At 63.7% G+C, this 23,709-nt stretch carries 13 protein-coding genes; 12 read left to right on the top strand and 1 reads right to left on the bottom strand.

Annotated elements, in window-relative coordinates:
• Positions 1 to 122: 122 nt before the first annotated feature.
• A complete protein-coding gene (locus J7E83_RS01055; protein ID WP_214958565.1) occupies positions 123 to 932 on the top strand; it encodes an RNA polymerase sigma factor in 810 nt (269 codons plus the stop codon).
• 130 nt (positions 933 to 1,062) lie between these two features.
• Here the strand turns inward: J7E83_RS01055 and J7E83_RS01050 are convergent, their stop codons facing one another.
• Positions 1,063 to 1,641 (bottom strand): hypothetical protein, encoded by a 579-nt coding sequence (locus J7E83_RS01050; protein WP_214958564.1) that lies wholly within the window; start codon positions 1,639 to 1,641, stop codon positions 1,063 to 1,065.
• Between the two features lie 381 nt (positions 1,642 to 2,022).
• On the opposite strand from J7E83_RS01050, the gene J7E83_RS01045 reads away from it, so the two are divergent.
• The 11 genes from J7E83_RS01045 (at position 2,023) to J7E83_RS00995 (ending at position 23,699) form a co-directional block, all read left to right on the top strand.
• On the top strand, positions 2,023 to 3,435 hold the full coding sequence (locus J7E83_RS01045; RefSeq protein ID WP_214958563.1) for an RNA polymerase sigma factor: 1,413 nt from the start codon (positions 2,023 to 2,025) through the stop codon (positions 3,433 to 3,435).
• Positions 3,436 to 4,027: 592 nt separating this feature from the next.
• Complete coding sequence (locus tag J7E83_RS01040; RefSeq protein ID WP_214958562.1) at positions 4,028 to 5,467, top strand: choice-of-anchor A family protein; 1,440 nt, start codon at positions 4,028 to 4,030, stop codon at positions 5,465 to 5,467.
• Between the two features lie 720 nt (positions 5,468 to 6,187).
• Positions 6,188 to 7,123, top strand: coding sequence for a hypothetical protein (locus J7E83_RS01035; RefSeq protein ID WP_214958561.1), 936 nt, complete (start codon positions 6,188 to 6,190; stop codon positions 7,121 to 7,123).
• 366 nt (positions 7,124 to 7,489) lie between these two features.
• On the top strand, positions 7,490 to 7,960 hold the full coding sequence (locus J7E83_RS01030; protein WP_214958560.1) for an RNA polymerase sigma factor: 471 nt from the start codon (positions 7,490 to 7,492) through the stop codon (positions 7,958 to 7,960).
• Positions 7,957 to 9,051 carry a CU044_5270 family protein gene (locus tag J7E83_RS01025; RefSeq protein ID WP_214958559.1) on the top strand — a complete coding sequence of 365 codons (1,095 nt, stop codon included), beginning with the start codon at positions 7,957 to 7,959 and terminating at the stop codon, positions 9,049 to 9,051. The genes J7E83_RS01030 and J7E83_RS01025 overlap by 4 nt, the downstream gene beginning before the upstream one ends.
• Before the next feature lie 1,228 nt (positions 9,052 to 10,279).
• Complete coding sequence (locus tag J7E83_RS01020; protein WP_214958558.1) at positions 10,280 to 16,357, top strand: Ig-like domain-containing protein; 6,078 nt, start codon at positions 10,280 to 10,282, stop codon at positions 16,355 to 16,357.
• Positions 16,358 to 16,423: 66 nt separating this feature from the next.
• Complete coding sequence (locus J7E83_RS01015) at positions 16,424 to 17,395, top strand: MoxR family ATPase (protein ID WP_214958557.1); 972 nt, start codon at positions 16,424 to 16,426, stop codon at positions 17,393 to 17,395.
• Between the two features lie 46 nt (positions 17,396 to 17,441).
• Entirely contained in the window at positions 17,442 to 18,788 is a 1,347-nt protein-coding gene (locus J7E83_RS01010; RefSeq protein WP_214958556.1) for a DUF58 domain-containing protein, read from the top strand.
• A complete protein-coding gene (locus J7E83_RS01005; RefSeq protein WP_214958555.1) occupies positions 18,785 to 21,310 on the top strand; it encodes a transglutaminase family protein in 2,526 nt (841 codons plus the stop codon). Before J7E83_RS01010 ends, J7E83_RS01005 begins: the two co-directional genes overlap by 4 nt.
• Entirely contained in the window at positions 21,307 to 22,773 is a 1,467-nt protein-coding gene (locus tag J7E83_RS01000) for an RDD family protein (protein WP_214958554.1), read from the top strand. The genes J7E83_RS01005 and J7E83_RS01000 overlap by 4 nt, the downstream gene beginning before the upstream one ends.
• A complete protein-coding gene (locus J7E83_RS00995; protein ID WP_214958553.1) occupies positions 22,770 to 23,699 on the top strand; it encodes a PP2C family serine/threonine-protein phosphatase in 930 nt (309 codons plus the stop codon). Before J7E83_RS01000 ends, J7E83_RS00995 begins: the two co-directional genes overlap by 4 nt.
• Positions 23,700 to 23,709 lie beyond the last annotated feature (10 nt).

Below are 23,709 nucleotides of genomic sequence, written 5' to 3'. Positions count from 1 at the left end.
TCTCACCGCTGGGATCCATATGAACACCGTCTGTCGTCCGTCCATACCAGAAGCCAGCCGCACCCTGGGCTTTCCTGCTCCCGCCGCTAAGCAGAATCAGGCCTTGGGCTGAAGTGAGCGTGGTGAACAGGGGGACAGATGCTGCATCCCGCCAGCTTCTACGTGATCCCGGGACTGCTTTCGAACATGGGACCTATGCTGCAGTTCCCGTAGCTGATCATGACAAGCCTCACGGCGGCTCTGATGCGGATCTTTTCCGGTGGCACTGGGACGCCGGTGTCCGATTTGCCTACGAGGTGGTCAGGGACCAGCTCGTGGCTGAGGAGATCACAGCGCAGGCATTCGTGAAAATTCTTGCCGCGATCAAGGCAGGGAAGGGACCTGTGGGACCGTTTCGGCCCTACCTGTACCGAAGCATCAGGACCTGCGCGGCAGATCACTGGGTGCGTGCCAGGCGCGAGCAATCCACCGACGAGCTTCCGGAGACCGGCGTTGAGGACCCGGGGTTGGCAAGAGTCGAGGACGCATGGGACATGCAATTGGCTGCCAGGGCTTTGGCTTCCCTGCCCGAAAGGTGGCAGCGGGCCATCTGGCATGCCGACGTCGAGGGGCTGCGGCCCCGGCAGCTCGCTCCGGTTCTAGGGATAGCGGCGAACGCGGTCTCTGCTTTGCTCAGGCGGGCCCGGACGGGCCTGCGGGAGGCATACCTGACCGAATACACGGCAACCGGTCACCATGAGGAATGCCGTCAGTACAGTTCGGTCATGGCACGTACTCTCACCGGCACAGCCGGGACCCGCGACGCGAAGTCCCTGGAAAGGCACCTGGTTACGTGCGCGCACTGCCCAGCCACCCTGGAGTCCATGCGGGAAGTGCATGCCACCATGTGCGGAAACAGCGGCTCCCCTGCGGTACCCGGTGGGCCTGAGTAAAGCCGCAACGACTGGGTGGAAGACCGAGATCCCGGCCAGGGCGCTCTTCGAGGCCGGAGTGCATGTGGAACCTAGTGCGCTTTCCTTCACCCCGGCCAGGACTGGGGCGCCGCATCCGGCAGGGCTTGTGTCAGAACAATCGCCGGTTCCGCCGCCGATTCAGCGAGGTGGCGAGGTCGTTCCCATGGGGTGTGTTGCCAAGCCATGCGATCTCCCGGAGGTTATCGCGGGTGCGCGCTCCTTGGCCCGGCCCCCATTGAATGCAGACCCATGACAAGGCCTCGGCAGCCCCGCAATCCCACGGAACGAATCCGTTTTCGTGCACGTCACCGATGGTCAGATAGCCTTCGCTAAGCATATGGCCCAAGTAGTCCAGGGCTTTGGTGCGGTGACGGGGAGCCGACACGGGGGCTGGGCCGGAGACGAGGTGGCTGAACAGCGCAAGGCTCATATAGTCACCAAAATTGCTGGCCAGGACTTTGGCCAGTAGTTTCCGGTCGGGGATGAAATCCGTCTCAAGCAGTTCACGCGACTCTCCTGCCAGTGGACGAGTACTGGCCCGTGACCCAAGATCCCCTCTTCTGTAGACCGGGGTCACAATCTCGTCAAACCGCATGGTGGTCCTGATCCTTTCGGCGGTTGTTGGCTCCGTGCGCTCCAGGGTGACCGGGGCCGGGGAATATGAGTCCGGGCGGTTGTTCTCCTGCATATGTGCTTAACAGCCCATTCGGTATTTCGTGACGTGCAAACGGCCCTGCACTTCAGTTGACCGTGGGCCGGAGGGCAATTCCTCGGCGCGGCAAGGTCCCGCTGGACTATCGACGTCGCGGCCGGCAAACCTCCCTGCGTTCAAACCGCGTCACGATTTACGATCTCGCCGGTAATAGTCATAGGAAGCCGACTGTCGAGAGATTCGTATCAGGTTTTTGCTGAGCCGGGCGGGCAGTGACAACGGGGTCGGGGTGTATCGAGACGTGAGGTCTTTAGATGATGGCAATTTGGGGTGTCAGGGGCAAGCTGCTGCCACTGTTCAGGTTGGGTCTCCCGCGGGGCACGGGCGGCATCCTTCGTTGCCAAGGATGCGGTGCCCGTGAGTGTTGAAAGCCTGGAAATATCTGACGAAGACCTGGTCCTGGCAGCGGCCCAGGATGGAGAGTCCCAGTCGATGGCGCTGCTCTACACCAGGCATTGGGAAGCTGGTCTGAGGTTCGCCAAGAGGCTCGTGGGCAATACCTTTGACGCCGAGGACATCGCGTCCGAGGCGTTCGTCAAGGTCGTCTCGGCCATCCGCCGGGGCAAAGGACCCCAGGGCCCGTTCCGCCCTTACCTGTTCCGGGCCGTGCGGACCTGCGCCACCGATCACTGGGTCGCGCAATCCAGGCAGACCCCGACCGAGGAGATCGAAGCCCCGCCACACGAAGATGCAGGCTTTGCTGCCGTCCTAAACGCAGATGACCACTCCCTCGCAGGGTCCGCGTTCGCGAGTCTGCCCGTGCGCTGGCAGACCGTGCTGTGGCATGTGGACGTCGAAGGCGAGCCGCCCCGTCGTGTGGCACCCCTGCTGGGCCTGGAACCGAACGCTGTTTCCGCCGTCGCAGTGCGCGCACGGAAGGGTTTGCGTCAGGCCTATCTGCAGGCATATGTAGCCGGGTCCTTGGACCCCGAGTGCCAGCCGACCCTGCCCTTGCTGTCCAAATCCGCCACGGAACGCTTGGCTTCGCGGGATAGGGCCCGCCTCGAGGCGCATACGGACGGTTGCCTCAAATGCACCAAAGCCCTGCTGGAGCTTCAAGATGTCCGTTCCACCATGCGCAAGGCCATCGCACCATTGTTCCTTGGCCTGCCCCTGTTCCCTCCTGTTCCCGGGTCCGTTCCGGTTTCCATGCTGGAAGGGGTCTACTCCTGGCTGAACCGTCGCGGATCACACGCAACGGTGTCAGTCTCCTCCGGGCTGTGGCTCGCCGGCGTCGCACTAGTGGCGGCCGCGGCCGTTGGCGGGATCGTGGTGCTCACGCCCGCCGGGACTTCGAGTTCCATTACGCCGAATCAATCGTCATCGGCCCCTGCCGCGGAACCGCCCGCTGCTCTCGCCTCGCTGGAACCCTCTGCACCCGGAACGGCGCCACAGGTTCAAACGCTCCCTGCCGCATCCTCAGAAGCTGAACCCTTGACGCTTCCTGCCGGACCCATCCGAGTGCCCATCCAGGGCCCTAGCGTCGGCAGGCCCAAAACCATCACGCCGGCAGCTCCGCCAAGCATCCGCATTCCGGGTTTCCCCACGCTAACCCCCACGACCGGCCAGACGCCCAATCCTGCGACGACCCTGATCTCACCGATGCCAACCCCAACACCCTCCGCCACGCCAACACCCTCCGCCACGACGCCAGTCCCGAGTAGTACATCCACCCTGACTTCATCGCCGACCCCAAGTCCGGGCGCGAGCAGCGCCCCGACAGCGACGGCCACGGCTAGCCCCAGCTGCTCCTTTCTCTTCGGATGTTGATTCAGCGTTGTTGATGCACTGTTCTTGACAGATTTCCGCACGATGCGTGCGTCCGTTACTCGATGGAACAGGTAACGTTCACATCCGCCCGGGGAGTGGCCTTAGCCGCTGCGGGGCTTCGTGTCATAGGGGGACGAAGTGAGTACTCGCCGGCAGCGACGGTCCCAACGACTAAGGCTGACAATTAGCCAGACGGTGCTTCGAATCCGGGTAAGGGAATCTCTAGTGCCGCGAAGATATTCGGCGGGATAAGCCTCGCGCAGTGGCGGATGACCTCCTGCCACCGGACGGCAAACAAGTAAGGACGAGCGGGCCAGCGGGCGCTGCCCTGACAGGCCCGGGCCATCAACATTGACTGGCCCGGCGAACACTCCGGCGCCCCCAGACCCTCACTCGATGTGCAAGTCCTTCGCCCCGCCAAAAAAAGTTTCTGCTCGCCGCGTCATGAAACCGTCCGGCCCCGTTATCAAGCTGGACCTAGTCCTTGCCCGGCCGGCATTCCCGGCTCCATTTCACAGCCGCACCGATCGAATAGGTCACACCGCGGCCCAAGGATGGAGCAAAACACACTTTTCACAAGAGGATAAATATTTTGCGTACCCTTGCCCCCTCAACCCACGCTGACCGCAACGGACGGCTCCGCAATATCTCATTCGCCCTAGCAGGCGTATCCGCTCTCACCGCTGGCCTGCTCTCCATGAGCCCCGCGGTCGCCGGCCCCGCGACAACACCCATTAATCCGCTGGCCGCCTATTCCGACTGGAATGTGGTCTCGTTTGGCGATGTCACCATGAACGCGGAGAGCGAAGGACCCGTCGCCGTCGGCGGCAACCTGAGCTTCTCCGGAACCAATGTGGCGTTCAAGACCAGCACTGCAGTCGCGCTGCTGGTCGGAGGGAAAGTAGATCTTTCCCAGTCCACCGGAACGCTGCAGGTCCTCAGCCAAGGCGCGATCAGGATCGGCGATCTCACCGGAACCACCGTGCTCGACACCGACCAGAACAACGCCGCCGTCAACACACAGGTCGTAGAAGCCGGCAGCCCTTACGGGAGCAACCCCGCCGTCGTCTCCAACCACCGCCAGGCGGCCTCGACGGTCTCAGCTCCCGGGCAGTTCGCAGGGACCTTCGCACAGTCTGACGCGATCGCCGCCGCGGCCCTCGTCTCGGCAGCAGCGACCGGAACCTGTAACGCTGAACACGTCCTCACCACCCCCATCGTGAATGGTCGTGTCTCGCTGGCGATGGCGCCGGGTGCGAACTACTGGAATCTAACGACAGCCGAACTGTCATCCCTGGACGAGGTCACCTTCGGCGGGCCCGTCACTCCCAGCCCGCAAAACCCCCTGATCATCAACGTCTCGGGTAACGGACCGGCCGACCTTAGCCTCACACTGGCGGGCGCAAGGGATCCCAGAGGAATTCTCTACAACTTCCCCGATGCCTCATCCATCACACAGGGGGGAGATTCAATCGACGGATCGCTGCTCGCTCCTCGCGCCGCCTACACCAAGACCAGCGCGAACCTTCAAGGGACCGCAATCGTAGGCGATGCCATTCTCGGCGGCTCCGAAGAACACTACTTCCCGTTCGGCGGATTCATTGAGACGTGCGCGACGATCACGCCTGCGCCGGTTCCGACTGCGACGACGGCGGCTCCGGTTCCGACTGCGACGACGGCGGCTCCGGTTCCGACTGCGACGACGGCGGCTCCGGTTCCGACTGCGACTGCCACGACGGCGGCCCCGGTTCCGACTGCGCCGGCCACGACGGCGGCTCCGGTTCCGACTGCGACGGTGGCGGCTCCGGTTCCGGTTCCGACTGCGACTGCGACGACGGCGGCTCCGGTTCCGACTGCGACTTCCAGCCAAGCCGCGAGTCCCGCAGTGGCACCCGAGGCGGCCCTGGCGTACACCGGAGTAAATTCCCAGCCGCTCGTCTGGATCGCCGCTGCCCTGCTCGCACTCGGACTGATCTTCACGGCCATCACCCGGCGCCGCAACAGCAAACGGAACGCCGAACCAACCGTCTAAACCAAGGGTCCACCCGAGGAAGAGCACTGGCGGGATCAGGTCAAGGCGGGGATCAAAAGGGGTCCATCGCGCAGGCCTGCCGGATAACGTGGGTGGTTGCAAAATCCTCGCAGAAGATCCGGCAGCAAAGTCTGCGATCTCCTGCCTGGTCACGTCGTGAGCGTCAAGGCCATTACCCGGGCTCCTGGCGCTTGAAGACTCACCCTTGCTTCATGGGGACCGAAGCCAGCAGCGGGCTGGAGACCCGCGTCACGATTCCCGATGTCGGCGGTTTAAGAACTGACTCCCTTAGATGGTCCGTTTCGGTTCCGCGGGATCATGCATAGCGGTGAAGGGCGGGGCCGGGAGGTCCCGCCCTTCACCTGTGATTGCAGGTCTGCCATAGGCCAGGGGAGAGGGTTGCGCGGACACGGTGATTCTCCGATGCAGGAGGAGAACCTCGACGCGCAACTGTTTGGTATGCCCTGGTCTTTGGAGCCTGAAGGAGTTTCATGTGGGACCGTTCGCATTTTGTTGAATTTAGACTGAAAGAGGTGGCATTTGAGATTCAAAGATCTGAGATTCACGGCAGTTGCGTTGCTCGCTGTCGGGCTGACGCTGTCGGGTACAGTAGCGGCCAACGCGGTAACGGACCCTGTTCATTCGGTGCAGGAGTCCGTTCCGAACCTGGTTCGCGGCGGAACCGGATCCGTGACATTCAACCCCGTCCCAACAGGGGCAGTGAATTCGCAAACCTTTGACGCCCCGGGGGGTGTGACGATTACTAGTGCCGATGGTTGTCCAGGCGCTGTCGTGCCAACCTCCAGCGTTACCTGCCTCGGACCATCGATCTACAACGGTCCGATCACCCTGGGTGTCAGTGTCGGCAATTCGGCGGCTTCGGGAACAATTTCCGGGACGGCGGCGGTCACTCAGACCGATAACACGGTGGTGTCGGATCCGTTCGCCCTTAACGTCCAGGATCTTCAACCTGTCTCAGGTCTGGTGGACGTTCCGTCCGCGGTGACAGCTGCTCCGGGGCAGTCTGTTGTGGTGCCCTGGACGCTGAAGAACACGTCCGTCAACAGCTACGGCAGCGGGGTTGTCGGCGACACGGTGGTGTTTACCGCTCCCGTGAATACGACGTTCCCGGTGCAGGCGAGTGTGCCTGCACAGTTTTCTTCCGATGACGGCGCCACCTGGGGTCTGTCGAACATCGTGGTGAGTGGCTGCACGGTTTCGAACGCCGGTCACACGCTGACCTGTGCGGCCGGCTATAACAACCTTAGTTGGGACCCGACAGTACTGGAACGGTTTAATCCCACGGTGACGGTCGACGCGGCCGCACCCGCCGGAGCCGCCCTTACCGGCGGCAGCGGCGTATTCCGCTACTCACCGGCCGGGTTCTCCCCGACAGACATCACCGCATCACTGAACATCAACACCCCTGCCGCAAACAGCGTCAATACTGGAACGCCGGCGAACGCGAACCCAACCGCTGCTTCGCTATTGCCGGTTCCAGCGAGTGCCCTTTCCGATAGTGGCAACCAGGAGGCGTTGGCTTACACCGGTGCCGGTGGTGTTGAGTCGTTGGCCATTTGGGCCGGTATCGCGTTGCTCGCAGGTATCGTGATCGCTTTCATGGCACGCTCGGCAAAGCGACGCAAATCTGAGTGAGTGACCGACTTCGATCGTAAGTAGTCCGAAAGAGGGACCGGGTGCGGTGGCTTTGATTCCAAGAAGCCATAGCGCCCGGTCCTTCGTCGTGTGAGGTTCGTTGCACGGTGCAGGGTCCGTTCAAAGGGACTCTGCTCCGGACCCAAAATACCTGCTTCGAAGCGATCACCGCCGAGAGGTAGCCAACAGACGTCAGAGCTTAGGAATCCGGTCTGGCGTCGACGCTGCGGAACGTCCGATAAGAAGGACAGCGAAAGTCTAGTTGGGTCGCTTGGTTACACTTTGGGGGCTGCCGGACATTAACAGGGCATGAGCTTACAAACTGTCCGGAAGGAACGAGGGGACTTGGAGAGGGAGAAATGCTTCTTGGCCACCCATGCCGCCGGCCACGACCGCATCTACCGCTATTTCCGCCGTCGAACAGAAAACGCCGCTACCGCTGAGGACCTTTGTGCCGAAGTCTTCAGGATCGCTTGGGAAAAGACAGGGGACAACGACGGCCTTTCGGTCATGACTCTCTTCGGTATTGCGAAAAACGTGCTCCGCAACCATGACCGGTCAGCCCTTCGCTTCGCCAGTCTCCTCGGTGCTCTTCAGCTCGAACGAGACCAGGAGAGCCACAGAGATGAATCCCCGATCCGTGAGGCACTGAGGCAACTCGGTCCCGACGACCGCGAAGTCCTCCTCCTGACCTACTGGGACGGCTTTAGCTCCAGCGAGGTCTCGGACCTGCTCAACACCAGCGCCACCGCGGTCAGGATGCGTTTACACCGAGCCCGCAAGGCACTTAGCCGCCTGCTAAACACAGAGCCACAGCCAGAGGGAGCAGAAAGATGAGTAAAACCAACACGTCAGGTGGCATCGGACGTCTGCTTTCAGCTGTCGATCCCGCAGACTCCGTCAGCGAGTCTGAACTGGCCAAGAGCCGGGCCAGATCGCTTTCATTCCTGAATTCAGATGCCGAGTCCAAGGTCGATTCAGCTTCTCATCTCGACCTGGTCACTCCGCTGCACACCTCATTCAAAGCCAACCCGATGCGCATCCGGCGCCGTATTGTGATGGGATCGGCGGCTGCGGCTTTTCTCGTGGGCGTCATCGTGGCCGCTGACGTCATCATGCCCGACCGTCCGGGAGCAACCGCCGAGGCTGCCGAGTTCCTGAACGACGCCGCGGCTGCAACCATCCGGACCTCCGACCCGGTGGTGGGACCCGGCCAGTACCTGAAGATCGAAACGACGGCCGTCTACGGCGCAAGCACCGATGCGGCGGACGGAAGCCACGCATCGTGGCTGGAGAAGACCGGTAGCCAGGTCTATATCCCGGCAGACCGGGATGGGGAATGGTTCTGGAACCGCGAAGATAGCGTCCCTTTTCAGTTCTCCAGTGAAGCCGCCAAGGCCGCAGAAGCCGAAATCCGGAAGGCACGACCGGAAGGGCGGTCTCCGTACGAGGATCAGCGAGCCTTAAAGGGCGCCTTCTACGGCAACGAGCCAACAGTCATTATCGGCACGCCCCTGAGCGAGGCCGGCAGCCTGCCCCGGGATCCGCGGGCCCTCCTGGATCTCATCTTTGAGCGGACGAAGGGGGCCGGGAAGTCTCCTGAAATGGAGGCCTTCGTGACGATCGCGGATGGCCTGCGCACAGGTGTTGTCCCCGCAGATCTGCGCGCCGCCCTCTACAAGGCGGCCGCGCTCATCACCGGCGTCATAGTGGCAGACAAACAGGCTACAGTCGACGGCAGGACCGGGATAGCCATCGGCATGGACATTCCCGGAGGAGGTTCCCGGCAGGACATCATCATCGATCCCACCTCGGGCCTCGTGATCGGAGAACGGGACATCCTTGTGAAAGATTACCCAGGCGAACCCGCCGGAACCGTCATGTCCTGGACTTCCGTGCGGACGTCCGTGGTGGACTCCGCGCCCTAGGCAGGATCTGTGATCGACGCGGCAGCCTTCGTCATCAGTGCGTCGGGCCGCGTCGTGGATTTCGTGATGGAGCCTTTTCCCCCGGTAGACCCTTTAGCTGGCCTGCAGGCGTCGATGCGTGGCGAGAGGCCGGACTTGTCGCTGAGGATTCCGCTAGTTTCCACCGGACTGTATTCAGGGCCGGTCGACATGAAGGTGGAGATTTCTGGTGCGCGACCGGAGGTACCCGCATCCGGATGGGAAGACGGAAGTCAATAGCGCATCCAGCGCAAGTGGTCGCGTAGAGAAAGGATCTTTTCGGAGCAAACGGAACGGGCAGGTGCCGACTAGGGAACCGCCGTATTTCCTAAAAGCCCGTTGAAATAGAGAATCACAACTGCCGCGACGAAAAGCAGTGTGATCATAGGCAGCTGCCATCTTTTCATCGAGAGTCACCCGGCCGCTTCTTACGGATGAGGGTGCTAAAAATGCAATGGACCCTGGCGCTTATAAGAGCTATTGCCACTCCTAAATACGGATGGATTACCCTTGAAAGCGACTGCCGCGGTCAGCAAGAACAATGCCCCCGCTGCAATAAGGTCGAAAAAGACATCTGTCACGCCAGCTCCAACGAACAATGACAATATGGCCGAACAAATGAAAAAGATGCTACCTGCAGCGGTAATCGTTGAAATAACGCGAGCCCAGGACGGCATCATGCTTAATCGGTTTACCATTTTAGCCCCCATAGTTTGTCAGGAGCCTAGCTGTCCTCAAATGAAAAAGCCAGGTTCTTTCCCGTGCCTTCCGCTGAGGCCTTTTCGAAGGCTACCTATTGAGGTTTCCTGTCGCGGGATGAACTGCGCGCCTTGAAGGCTGCCCGTTGGGTCAAGGTTTCCCAGTCAAGGTTTTATTGCCCCTAATCCTAGGGTGCAGGTCTGTGGCGGGGGCGGCGTACCGGCTAAAGGACCAGTCAACTGCTGGTGGGGCGGCGGCGTTGGGCTTTCGGGCCTAGTGGGTTTATCCAGTTGTTGGTGTGCAGCGATATAGTTCGATGTGGTGGCGAACGGTAGTGCCCCCGGTGGGGAGTGCTCCCCATCGCGGGAGGACGCGGGGCTGGGTAAGCTGCCGATCAGGAGTGTTCCGGCGTCTCTATGGGGGAGTGGCGGAATTTTACGGTCCGCGGCGTGCGCCGGGGGCGAAGTAGCTGCCGTCCGGGCAGCGGTGATTTCAGGGGAAAAGTAACGCTGTGACAACTCTGCTGGGGAAGCTTGGGCTGAAGAAGCGACACAACAAACTCATAACAGGTACTGCCTTTGGGGCAGCAGCGGTGGTGCTGGCTACTGCCGCGGTGTTGTACCCCGGGTTCAAGACCACAGAGGTGGACCTGAACGACGGCGGTGTGTGGGTTGTCAGTAAGTCAAGGAATGCTGTGGGGCGGTTGAACTATCCGTCGCGCGTTCTGGACGGTGCGGTGACCCCGGCCAGTACGACGTTCGACATTTTGCAGAACGCCGGGAATGTGTTTGTCGATGATGAGACGGGTTCGACGCTGAACCAGGTGTCTCCTGCGAACATGCGCCTGGGCGGGGATAAGCAATTGCCGGGAGCGGCGGAAGTGAGCTTCGGTTCGCAGGTCATTTCGGTGACGGACCCGGCGTCGGGGAAGGTCTGGGCAGTGTCACCGTCCACGGTGAACGGTTTTGACCAGGAATCCAGCGAACCGGTGATGGTGGGCTCGGAGGGCCTGGTCTCGGGAGTGGGCGCGGACAACCGGATCTACTCTGCCGATCCGAAGTCCGGAGCGGTGACGGTGACGGCCGTGGATGCCAATGGCGAGGTCACGTCGTCGGAGTCCAGCACCTGGGGGGAGCTCAAAGGCGCAGGAGATCTTCAACTGGCGGTGGTGGGGGATAAGCCGGTGGTCCTTGACGCGGCTAACGGAAGCCTCTTCCTGCCTGGCGGCAAGCGCCTGCAGCTTGACGGCGCAGGGGACGCGAAACTGCAGCAGGGCGGCCCCGCCAGTGACTTCGTGGCGATCTCGACCAAAAAGGCGCTGCTGGAACAGCCGTTGGACGGTTCCACTGCGAAGACAGTGACGTTCGGCGGGGAGGGTGTGCCGGCGGCGCCGGTGCAGCTGGGCGGTTGTGTGCATGCGGCGTGGTCCGGCGCGAATAAGTATGTGCGTGACTGTAAGAACGACGCCGATGACAAGAACGTGGACGTTCCCAAGGCGAGCGCCTCGCCGTCGTATGTCTTCCGGGTCAACCGTGACCTGGTGGTCCTGAACGACGTCAATTCCGGGAACGTGTGGCTGGTGAACCAGAACATGCAGCTCGTGGACAACTGGGACGACGTCATCCCGCCGAAGAACCAGTCCGATGAACAGGACCAGGAGTCGGCGGACAACAACACCATCAATGTCCTCCCGGACCGCACCAAACCGAACCGGCCGCCGGAAACCAAACCGGATGCGCTCGGCGTGCGGCCCGGACGCACCACCGTCCTCAGCGTGCTGGACAACGACTCCGATCCCGACGGCGATGTCCTGACGGCAGCCGTCGGAAACGCCGGGCCCAAGGCAGGCAGCCTTGAGAGCATCTACGGGGGCACGGCCTTCCAGATCTCCGTCCCGGCGGATGCGAAGCCGGGCACTGAGACGTTCGATTACAACGCGGCTGATGGCCGGGGCCTGTCCGCCGGCGGACAAGTCACCCTCAGCGTGGTGGGCCCGGATGAAAACCGTCCGCCGCAGTTCAAGCGCGGTGGCAATGCCACCACCATGCTGGTCGAACAAGGCAAGACCGTCAGCCAGAACATCCTCACCGACTGGGTGGATCCCGACGGCGACGACCTGGTCCTGATGGATGCCAAGGCGGACAATGAGCAGGACCAGGTGAAAGTCCGGCGCGATGGACTGTTGACCTTCCAGGACTCCGGCGCGACCGCGGGGAAGAAGAACGTCACCGTCACGATCTGGGACGGCCGCGCCACGGTGACCGGCAAAGTTGTGGTGAACGTCCAGCCGCCAGGGGCCCTGGCACCCGTCGTCAACGCCGACCATGTGACAGCCGTGGTGGGCCAGGACATGGTGATCGCGCCCCTGAAGAACGACGTCGACCCCAACGGCGGTGCCCTGCGCCTCGCCCAGGTGGAAGCCAGCGGGCCGGCCGAGCTCGGACCCGTCACCGACGGCGGGACCTTCACGTTCCGCAGCATCACCCCCGGCCCCGTGTACCTGACCTACATCGCGAGCAACGGCCCGCAAAGCAGCCAAGGCCTCATCCGCGTCGATGTGGAATCCGGTAATGATGCCGGCGACCCCGTTGCCGTGCACGACGTCGCCCTGATGCCGGTGGGCGGCAGCGTTCTCTTGGATCCGCTGGCCAACGACTCCGATCCGTCCGGAGGAGTGCTGGTTTTGCAGTCTGTGAAACTTCCGGACAACACCACGGCGTCGGTCAGCGTCATCGACCACAGCGTGCTGCGCATTACCGACATCCTGGGCACCAAGGATCCCTTCCTTTTCGAATACACCATGTCCAACGGCAAGAAGTCGGCCACCGGCAGCGTGTCGGTGGTCCCCGTCCCCGCGCCCGCCGTCGTCGAAGCACCGCAGCCCAAACCCGACGAAGTGAACGTCCGCGTCAACGACGTCGTGACCATTCCGGTGCTGGACAACGACACGCACCCGCAGGGTCAGAAATTGACCGTCGACCCCGTCCTGCCGCAGGCTGTGGACGAAGCCGACGGCAAGAGCTTCGTGTCGGAGAACACCCTGCGGTTCATTGCCGGACCGCAGCCCAAGACCGTCAGGGCCATCTACAACGCGGTGGACCCGCAGGGGCAGAAGAGCGCCGCCGCAGTGACCATCCACATTCTGCCGCTTGAGGGAGCCGAGAACTCCAGGCCCCAGCCAAGGAACTTGACTGCCCGCGTCGTGGCTGCCGGAACGGTGCGCATCCCGGTTCCGCTGGACGGCATCGATCCCGACGGCGACTCGGTGCAGCTCACAGGAATCGACAGCACGCCCGCCATGGGAACTGCCACTGTAGGCAGCAGCTTCATTGACTTCACCGCGGCTGGGGACGGCGCCGGAACTGACTCCTTCCGCTACAAGGTGGTGGACCGCCAGGGCGCTGTGAACACCGGAACAGTGACGGTGGGCATCGCCCCGCGCGGTGACACGAACCAGAAACCCACGCCTGTGGACGACGAGGTGAAAGTCCGTCCCGGCCGGCAGATCGCTGTTGACGCGACGGGTAACGACACTGATCCGGACGGCGACCTGATCAGGATCCTCAGCGACGGCATCGACGCGGACCCGGCCCTGCAAGCCACCGTCAGCAAAGCAAGTGGACGCATCATCCTGCTGGCCCCGGACGCAGCCGGAACGGTCAATGTCCGGTACACCGTCGCCGATGACCGGGACGCTTCGGCCCAGGCCACCATCCGCGTGGTGGTGGACAACGACGTTCCGCTGCAGGCCCCCATTGCCCGTGACGACAGGGTGACGTCTGCCCAGACGCTCGGTAAAACTGCCGTGGATGTTCCTGTTTTGAAGAACGATGAGGATCCCGACGGCGTGGGCGAGAACCTCAAGATCAGCACTGAGTCCGCTACGGCCCGTCCCGGCGCCGACGGCAACATGATCGTGGACCTGACCGAACAGCCCCAGCTGATCCCGTACGCCGTGGAAGACGTGGACGGTCAGAAGTCCACGGCCATCATTTGGGTACCGGGCATCGGGCAACAGGTGCCCACCCTGGCCAAGAATGACGTCATTGAGGTCATTGCCGGGCAGTCCGTGACGGTGAACCTGAACGAGTGGGTGAAGGTCCGTGAAGGGCGCTCACCCCGGCTGAGCCAGGCAGACCACATCAAGCTCATCGGTTCGGACGGCAGCGACCCCGTTTCCGGGGGCGGCGCCGCCCTCAAGTACACCGCCGGAACGGATTATGTGGGTCCTGGCTCATTGAGTTTCGAAGTGACAGACGGCACCGGCCCGGATGATCCGGCCGGCCTGAAATCGACCCTGAGCATCCGCACCAAGGTCCTGCCCGATCCCAACCGCAACAACCCGCCGACGTTGCTGGGCGCAAATATCGACGTGCCTAAGGGCGATACGGCCAGCACCGATCTGGGCAAGCTGACGGCAGACCCGGACCGCGACGATCTTGAGAAAATGAAGTACGAGGTGACAGGGGGAGCGCCCTCGGGTTTCAACGCGACCATCGATGGCAAATCGTTGAAGGTTTCCGTTGCCGACGGCACCGGCTCCGGGACGACCGGGGCGGTCCAGGTCAAGGCCAAGGACTCCCGCGGACTGGAGGCAACGGCCACTTACCAGTTGGCCGTCACAGCCTCCAACCGGCCAAAACCGGTGGCCAACGATGACCTGGAGCCTGACGCTGCGGCCGGGAAACCGGTCACCGTCAAAGTCCTGGCCAACGACTCCAACCCGTTCCCCGAGTCCGCCCTGAAGATCCTTTCGGCGTCCACCGAAACAGGGCAAGGAGGCGCCGAAGTAACAGGGGATTCCGTGACCGTGACGCCTGCCGCGGGATTCACCGGAAGCATGATTGTGGCCTACACCGTAGCGGACAAGACGGGGGACGAGTCCCGCAACGCTACGGCCCGGATCCGGCTGACCGTGAAGGACAAGCCGGTGGCACCGACGACCCCCCAGGCGCAGAGTGTGGGGGACGGTACGGCGCTGCTGACCTGGGCCGCCCCCGCAGACCGGGGCTCGCCGATCACTAAGTACACGGTGTTCGGCGAAGCCGGTTTCCGGCAGGACTGCCCGGCAAACACCTGCACCCTGAACGGCCTGACCAACGACACCAAGTACCACTTCCAGGTCACGGCCACCAACGCCATAGATGAGTCCGACAGGTCCCCCGCCTCGGCGGAAGTCAGGCCCGACGCCAAGCCGGATACGCCGCTGGCACCCACGCTGAAGTTCGGCGACAAGGAGCTTGCAGTCAACTGGGTGACCCCTGCCACCAAGGGATCACCGGTCAAGTCCTACGACCTTGAAATCTCTCCCGCTCCCGCCGGCCAGAACGCGCAGATCCAGAATCTGACAGCGGTCAGCTACGTCTGGAAGGGGCTTCAGAACGGGGTGTCCTACAAGGTGCGTGTCCTGGCCCGGAGCAATGCCCCGGAACCTTCCGAGTGGAGCGCCTATTCGGCGGCGGAGGTGCCGGCGGGTGCTCCCGCCACGCCAGCGGCACCGGCGGCCTCCCAAGCCGGGCCCGTCGGACCCCAAAGCCAGCTGAAGGTCAGCTGGGCGGCGCCGAACAACAACGGTGACGGAATTACGTCGTACACGCTCAACACGATCCGGGGCGGCGCTGTCGTCGCCACACAGACGGTGACTGGCGGAACCTCGCAGAACATTACGGTGGATAACTCGGAGGCCGACTACACGTTCACGGTGTCCGCGACCAACAAGGCGGGAACCAGCGGGACCAGTAACCCGTCGGCACCCATCCGCGCCGCCGGAAAGCCGGACCGGGTGAGCAGCGGGACGGTGGCGGACACAGGAGTCAGCGGCCAACTGAAGGTGACGTTCACGCCGCTGACGCAGGCGCAGCGCAATGGTTCCACCGAAAACGAAATCCGCTACAGCTACAACGCGGACGGAAAAACGGGAAGTATCCCGGCCGGCGGCGCCACCATAGGTGGGATGACAAACGGCCGGGACATTACGGTGACCATCATTGCCACGTCCACCAAGAACAACATCTCCGGTGACGCCAGTGCGATCGGCACCGGCAACCCGTACGGTCCGCCAAGCGCGCCCAACGTGGACGGCGGCACGTCCTCGAAGGGTGACGGTGAAGTCCACTGGACCTGGAACAACCCCAATACCAACGGACGCCCGCTGAACCACTATGAAGTCCGGGTTGACGGCGGAGCGTGGCGGGACGTGGGCAAGGCGAACAGCTTCGACGCCTCGGGTGGTGGCTGGAGCAACACGCGTACTCTCGAAGTCAGGGCGTTCACAGTGGTCTACGGTGCTGACGGGTCGGCCCGCTCCACGTCCGGCGCGGACCCCGCCCCGCCCCTGTCCCAGATCCAAGCGGACAACAGCACGTGCCCCGGCAAGCCCGGCCAGACGGATACCTACAATCCGAGCGGCCCGACATGTGGCGTCGGCTGGGTCGAACGCTCTTGGGGCTGGCTAAACGTTGACTGCACCAAAGAGATCTACGGCAACGGCACCGATTGGTACAGGCTCACTGAGTCGGCAAAAAGCGGCTGGTACGTGAAGTCCACGACCGTCACTCTCAAGGGCCCGAAGCCCGGCGGATGCAGTTGAACTAATTGCCGGATGAAACTGGCGCATCCCGATCATTTCACCCGAACACAGAACAGGACCCACTCCATGACCATGACAACCGAGCAGGCCGTATGGTTTGCAGGCACCTTAGACACGCTGGTTGCCAACGTGGGGCAGGCGGTGCTCGGCAAGGAACACGTCATCCGCCTGACCTTCACCGCCATGCTCGCTGAGGGCCACGTGCTGTTCGAGGATGCCCCCGGAACCGGAAAGACATCATTGGCCCGCGCCCTGGCCGCCACCGTCCAAGGATCCAACAACCGCATCCAGTTCACTCCTGACCTGCTGCCCTCGGATGTCACCGGTGTGACCATCTATGACCAGAAGACGCAGAAGTTCGAGTTCCACAAGGGACCCATCTTCAACAACATCGTCCTTGCCGACGAAATCAACCGCGCTTCGCCCAAGACGCAGTCGGCCCTGCTGGAGGTCATGGAGGAATCCCGCGTGACCGTTGACGGCGTGACATATGAGGCCGGAAGGCCCTTTATGGTGATGGCCACGCAAAACCCGATCGAGCAGGCAGGTACCTACCGGCTACCCGAGGCGCAGCTGGACCGGTTCCTGATCAAGACCTCCATCGGCTATCCGGACCATGCCTCAACGGTCAGGCTGCTGGGCGGGGCCAATCTGAAGGACCGCTCCAAGGAAATCTCAGCCGTCATCACCACCCAGGCCGTCGCGGACATGGCTGACCTCGCCGCCACCGCACACGTGGACACTGCTGTGCTTGAGTACATCTCCCGGCTCTGCGAGGAGACCCGGAACGCCACTGAAACCCGGCTGGGGGTCTCCGTGCGTGGTGCCCTGGCCATGGTCCGGGCCGCCAAGGTTTGGGCGGCCGGCCAGGGGAGGAATTTTGTCCTGCCGGATGACGTCAAGGAGCTCGCCCCGGTGGTGTGGACCCACCGCTTCGTCATGGACCCCGAAGCCGAATTCTCCGGGGCCACAGCAGAGGCGGTCCTGGCCCGGGTTCTGTCAGACGTTGCCGCGCCGCAGCAGCGGGCCAACGCCTGACCCCGGGCTTAATCAGACCACCACCAGCTCGATCGAAGGCACCCATATGTCAACCGGCACCCCGCTGACCCGGCTTGCTGACCGCCTCCGGCAGCCGTTCCTCCGGGCCGGCCGGCCCAGCGCGCTCCGCTCCGGCAGGCTCCAGCCCTCGGCCGTCTGGGCCGAAGCCACCAGCGCCGCCGGCCTCGCACTAGCCCCGGCCTGGCAGAAAACCCGCGACCTTTGGCTGCGGTATGCCTGGCCGGTCTTCTCGGTGGTTAGCGTCCTGGGCTGGTCGGTCCTGGGCGCGGCTGTCCTGCTGTGGACAGCCGGGCAGGCCTTCGGCTGGCAGGAAGCCAAGGCTGCGGCAATAGCGGCCTTTGTGCTCTTCGTCATTGCCATCGGCTTCATCCTGGGCCGTTCCTCCTACGGCGTGGTCCTGGACCTCTCCCGGACCAGGGTGGCAGTGGGGGACACCGCCGTCGGAAGCATCGCCGTCGCCAACACCTCTGCCCGGCCGCTGCTCCCGGCCGCCCTGGAACTTCCGGTCGGCACCGCGACCGCTATCTTCCACCTGCCACGGATGAAGCCGCAGCAGGTCCACGAGGACCTCTTCACTATTCCCACCGCCCGCCGGGCCGTGATCGTGGTGGGGCCGGTCCGCTCCGTCCGGGCAGACCCCCTGCACCTGCTCCGGCGCCAGGTTCTGTGGACGGAGCCCGAAGATCTCTATGTTCATCCACGCACCGTGGCCCTGGCCGGATCAGCCGCGGGCTTCATTCGCGACCTTGAAGGCATGCCCACCACGGACCTTTCCAGCGCCGACGTCTCTTTCCATGCCCTGCGTGACTACGTGCCGGGGGACGACCGGCGGCATATCCACTGGAAGACCACAGCGCGGACCAACAAACTGATGGTCCGCCAGTTCGAGGAAACCCGCCGCGCCCACCTGGCAATCTCCCTCTCCATCAACACAGATGAATACGGCTCCGAGCAGGAATTCGAGATGGCTATCTCCGCGGCCGCCTCGATCGGACGCCAGGCCATCCGTGACCAGCGCGAGCTGGACATCCTCACCCAAAAGGGCCCGCTGCGCTGCGAAACCGGCCGCACCATGCTGGACGACATGACCAGAATCGTGGGAGCACCCATGCGCCGGACCGCCGTCGACCTTGCCCGGACACTCACTGACGCCGTACCCAACGCCTCGGTGGTCTTCATGGTGGTGGGCAGTTATGTGACGCCCACCCAGCTTCGCTCCGCCTCGGCCTCGGTGCCGATGGGGGTCCGCAGCCTTGCCGTCCGGCTCCAGCCCGGCGCGGCCCCGGCCCGTGCCAACATCGGCGACCTGACCGTCCTGACGCTTGGCGATCTTTCCGATCTTGCCATCGTCCTGAGAAAGGCGGCCGCATGAGCTCCGCATCCGGCCTCCGCCCGCGGCGGACGCAGCGCCTGCAGCAAGAATCAGCGTTTGCTGATGGCCAGCCCATCTGGCATTTCATGCTCGACGCCGGCGCCCTCACCGTCCTGCTGGGGCTGGGTGTCCTGGGCTTCAGCCTCAGCTTCGGCGGCGATCCCTACTACCTCGTCTCCGGGTTCGGAGGCATCCTCCTGGGACTCGCAGTAGCCGCCTGCAACGCTCATCTGCGGCTGGGGCTCCTGATCACCACGGCAATGGCCCTGGCGGCGTATCTGGTGTTCGGGACAGCACTGGCCGTGCCTGATTCGGCCATCGCCGGATTCCTTCCCAGCCTCGACTCGCTGCGGACCCTGCTCCTGGGTGTGGTGTTGGCCTGGAAGGACATGCTTACTGTCGGCGTGCCCGTGGGAACTTCAGGCGGGGTCCTGATTGTCCCGTTCCTGAGTTCACTGCTCACCTCGCTCGTCGCGGGGATCCTGATCTGGCGGCTGAAGGGACCCTACTGGCCGCTGCTGCCGGTGCTGGCGCTGTTTGTCACCGGCATCGCCTTCAGTACCAACGCCGCCTTCCTGACCGTCGAGCGCGGCATAGGCCTCACGGTCGTGGCCATCGCCTGGGCAACCTTCCGGCGGGATGCACTCCGGCGCAGCGACACCCGGAAGGTGTCTGTCAACCGTCCCCAGGGTGATACCGCCACCGCAAGACGTGCCAGGGTCCGCCGGCTCGGTACGGCAGCGGCCGTCATCGCGGCAAGCGTGGCCATCACGGCGGTGGCAGCACCGCTGGTCACAGCCAGTGACGACCGTAAGGTCCTCCGAAACCTGGTGGTTCCACCGTTCGATCCCAAGGACTACGTCACGCCGCTGGCGAGCTTCCGGACTTTCGTCAAGGACAAGAAAGACGACACCCTCTTCGTTGTCAACGGCCTGCCCCGGGACGGCCGCGTCAGGCTGGGTGCACTGGACGCCTTCAACGGCACCAACTACAACATGGACCCCAAAGGCTCCGGCAACTTCAGCAAGGTGGGGGACACCAAGTCCATTAACACTCTCGCGGATACCTCCGGCATCGTGCCGACCCACGACTATTCGCTGGACATCACCATCGAGGATTACCAGGGTTACTTCGTCCCCGGGGGGCGGAAGACCACAGGCATCAGCTTCGACCAGAGTTCCTCGACAGCTGCTTCCGGGCTCTACTTCAATTCGGGCACGGACACAGCCGTCACCACCAAGGGATTGTCCAAAGGAGATTCCTACAGCGTCCAGGTCTCCGACCCCGTCAAGCTTGAGCACGGGCAGCTGACACAGTACGACTTCGCAAAAATCATCCTTCCGGACCCGCAGGACGTTCCCCCGGTTGTGGACTCCCAGGCCAATGACCTCTCGGCCGATGCCCCCACCGCGATTGACCGCGTCCGCCAGATCGAGGCCCACTTCCAGAAGACCGGCGCCTTCAGCAACGGGCTGGTCACCGAAGGGCAGCTGCCCAGCGTCTCCGGGCACGGCTCCGCCAGGATCAAGAGCTTGCTGACCGCCAAGCAAATGCTGGGCGACGACGAGCAGTACGCCGTGGCCATGTCCCTGATGCTCCGCCACCTGGGCATCCCATCGCGCGTGGTGATGGGCTTCTACCCGGAGCCCACAAGTCCGGAAAACGGTGCAGGCGAAGTCAAGATCACGGGCAAGGACGTCCATGCGTGGGTGGAAGTGGCCTTCGAGCGGGTGGGCTGGGTCAACTTCGATCCCACTCCGCCAAAGGACAATGTCCCCATCCCGCCGGATCCCGAAACCAAGTCCAAGCCGAAGCCACAGGTACTCCAGCCGCCGCCCCCGCCCCAGGAGCCGGCGGACCTGCCGCCGGACTCCTCCCCGGACGCCCTGGACGCCGACCAGAAGAAGAACAATCCCTGGCTCTTCTGGGGAGCACTGCTCGGAGCCCTGGGAGTTGCCCTTGTTCCGCTGTCGATCCTTGCCTTACCGCTCCTGCTCATCGCCTTGCTCAAATCCCGACGTCGGAAGGCCCGTTTCACCGAGGGCCACCCTGCCCAGCGCGTGGGAGGCGGTTGGAATGAAGTGGTAAGCCTGGCGACGGACATGGGAGCCGGAATCGACACCCGCTCCACCAGGCGTGAAAGCGCGACGGTGGTTGCTGACGCCTTCCCCCGGTCCGGGCCGACCACCGTCATGCTTGCCCAGCGGGCGGATGCCTCCATCTTCGGCGCCGGCCAGCCGAGTGAGGAAGAGGTTCAGGAGTACTGGACGATCGTGGACGGCTCACTGAAGGAAATGACCGCGACTGTGGGCTTTTGGCGCAGGCAGCAGGCACGGTTTTCGCCCCGGTCCCTGCTGGCTGACGGCCGTAACGCCCTTAAGCTGCGGGGCGCCCGGCCTGGGCTACGAGCCGTCGGTAGTGTGGAGACCGGCCGGGGAACCGTTGAGCCTGGCGGGCCCACTGCTCCCGGCAACCCCGAGAACCCCGGCAACCCCGGCAGGAAGAACCACAGCGAACCATGACACACGACGCCGAACGCTGCCAGCGCTGCCACCAACAGATCCGCAAGGGGGCTACGTTTTGCCTGGCTTGCGGAGCTCCGCTGCCCAATAGGGCCGCCCGCACTGTCCGCAATATTGATCACACGCAGAGGGCGCTGATGGGTGGAGGGGCTGAGCATGTGGAGCAGATTCCCGGTACTATCCCGGTAGTACAACGGGCTCCGGCGGCTGAACAGCTGGCGGGTCAGGGTCCAGGGGGAGGAACAGGAATGGCAGTAAAGCTTGAGCTGGTTCCGGCCTCTGCCGGGAAGCGGCTCGGCGCAGCAGTGCTCGACTGGCTGGCTCCCGTCGCCGTCCTGGTGGTGGCCTTTACCATCGGCCTCGCTGGCGTCACCCGAACCCAAAGTGGCGGGTTCATCGTCTATGACACCGGATCGCTGGTCCTGTTCGGCGGCATCGGTACCGGACTGACACTGGTTTACGTGTTTGTCCTGCTGGGTATGGAGGGCCGCTCCGGGAACTCCATCGGCAACCGGCTCATGGGCATCCGCAGCGCCGACAAGGACGGCTACGCACCAGGCGTCGGGGCCGTCTTCCTTCGGGGACTCATTACCGGCGCAGGAATCCTCCTGGCGATAGTGGCAGCAATCGTCGTGGTCATTTTCAAGTGGTTCGACGTGGCCTTCATAATCCTTGGGCCGTTGGCCTTACTCGGCGCCGTGTGGGCGATCCTTGTGGTGGTATCCAACGCCTGGGACAAGAACGGCGGCCTCCGCGGCTGGAACGATACCGCCCCCGGCACCCTGGTGTTCGACATTAATGCCGGCCGCAATCCCGTCACCTCCGGCGGCATCCAGGGCCCGTACAGTTTTGCGCCCCTTGACCTGCCGCCGGTCCAGCAGGTGGCCTCACCCATGGCCGGTACCGCCAAGCCGCAGGTCGGTGCCGCCAAGCCGCAGGTCGGTGCCGCCAAGCCGCAGGTCAGTGCCGCGCCGCAAGTTAGTGACGTGCCGCAGGTTATCGACGGCCGGCAGGTTATTCATGCCCAGGCGCCGCAGCTTGTTAGCGCCCCTGCGCCATTGAGCCTGGTCCATCCCGACGACGATCACGACCGCACGCAGATGCGCGGAGGCGGCCGCGAGCCCGTTCCAGTCGCGGTCCTGCGGATAAAGCTCGACGACGGCCGGGACTTCCAGCTCGACCGCAACGTCCTGCTGGGGAGGAACCCGGTAGGGCGGGCAGGTGAGCAGCAGGCCCAACTCCTGGCTGTCACCGACCCCGGCCGCACGATCTCCAAAACACACCTCCACCTTCTGACCGACGGCCCCGGGATTTGGGTGACTGACAGGAACTCCACCAACGGGAGCGCCGTCACCACGCCGGACGGGCTCCGAACGCCCTTGCTGCCGGGCGTGCCCGCTTTTGTCAACCCGGGATCCACTGTTCATTTTGGTGACCGCTCCTTCCACCTAGGACAGGCATGAATTCCCAGCCCGCCAGTATTTCCCCTGCCGCCGGCCATGAACCCGGGCTAAGCCTGAGTTACGGCTACGGAACGGACCGGGGCCTGCGCCGCGAACTCAATGAAGATTCCTTCATAGCGTCAGACCCTGTCTTTGCCGTCGCTGACGGCATGGGGGGCCACGAAGCCGGCGAGATCGCCAGCGGCATGTGCGTCCGCGCCTTGGCGGCGATGCCACAGGTGGCCACCGGCGAGCGGAACGTCACGGCCGCGGTCCTGCAGCAATACCTGGTCCGGGCCGACAGTTCCATCCGGCAGGCCACCGGGGCACGCGCCGGAACCACCCTGGCCGGAGCCGTGGTAGTTGAACAGATGGGCATGCCGTACTGGTTGGTCATGAACATTGGCGATTCCCGGACGTACCTGCTGAGCCAGGGAGAGCTGGTCCAGGTCAGCGTGGATCACTCCGAGGTCCAGGAGTTGGTGGACGCTGGCGAAATCAGGCCTGAGGAGGCAGCCGTCCATCCCCGGCGCCACGTTGTGACCAGGGCCTTGGGGACCGGCGACGAGACGGAAGCCGACTACTGGCTGCTGCCTGTCCAGGAAGGTGACCGCATCCTTGTCTGCTCTGACGGACTCAATGCTGAACTGACGGACGAACACATGTTCCGCATCCTCAGCACGGTATTGGACCCCCAGGAAGCCGTGGATGCTCTGATCCAGGCTGCGCTCCGTAACGGGGGCAGGGACAACGTCACCGTCATTGTGGTGGACGCGAGGAACGTGATGAACGACGGCGGCATCGCCACCACCGCCCCGCGCACCGCCGCGGACGCGGAAGAAGAAACGACGTTGCCCCGGGCGCAGGTTGCGGACGTGCACCGGTCCTCCTCCGACTCATCATCCGACGACGAAGAAAGCGGGGAGCCCGGAGATGGCAGCCGGTAGCTACGTGCCC

Origin of the sequence: Arthrobacter sp. ISL-48, from assembly GCF_018613805.1 — a bacterium.
GTDB lineage: Bacteria > Actinomycetota > Actinomycetes > Actinomycetales > Micrococcaceae > Arthrobacter.
This window is presented reverse-complemented; position numbering and strand designations above follow the sequence as displayed.

Excerpts from the sequence above, each read along its gene's own strand:
- J7E83_RS01015 (WP_214958557.1), top strand. The coding sequence starts at position 16,424 with ATGACCATGACAACCGAGCAGGCCGTATGGTTTGCAGGCACCTTAGAC.
- J7E83_RS01000 (WP_214958554.1), top strand. The coding sequence starts at position 21,307 with ATGACACACGACGCCGAACGCTGCCAGCGCTGCCACCAACAGATCCGC.
- J7E83_RS01010 (WP_214958556.1), top strand. The coding sequence starts at position 17,442 with ATGTCAACCGGCACCCCGCTGACCCGGCTTGCTGACCGCCTCCGGCAG.
- J7E83_RS01050 (WP_214958564.1), bottom strand. The coding sequence starts at position 1,641 with ATGCAGGAGAACAACCGCCCGGACTCATATTCCCCGGCCCCGGTCACC.
- J7E83_RS01025 (WP_214958559.1), top strand. The coding sequence starts at position 7,957 with ATGAGTAAAACCAACACGTCAGGTGGCATCGGACGTCTGCTTTCAGCT.
- J7E83_RS00995 (WP_214958553.1), top strand. The coding sequence starts at position 22,770 with ATGAATTCCCAGCCCGCCAGTATTTCCCCTGCCGCCGGCCATGAACCC.
- J7E83_RS01005 (WP_214958555.1), top strand. The coding sequence starts at position 18,785 with ATGAGCTCCGCATCCGGCCTCCGCCCGCGGCGGACGCAGCGCCTGCAG.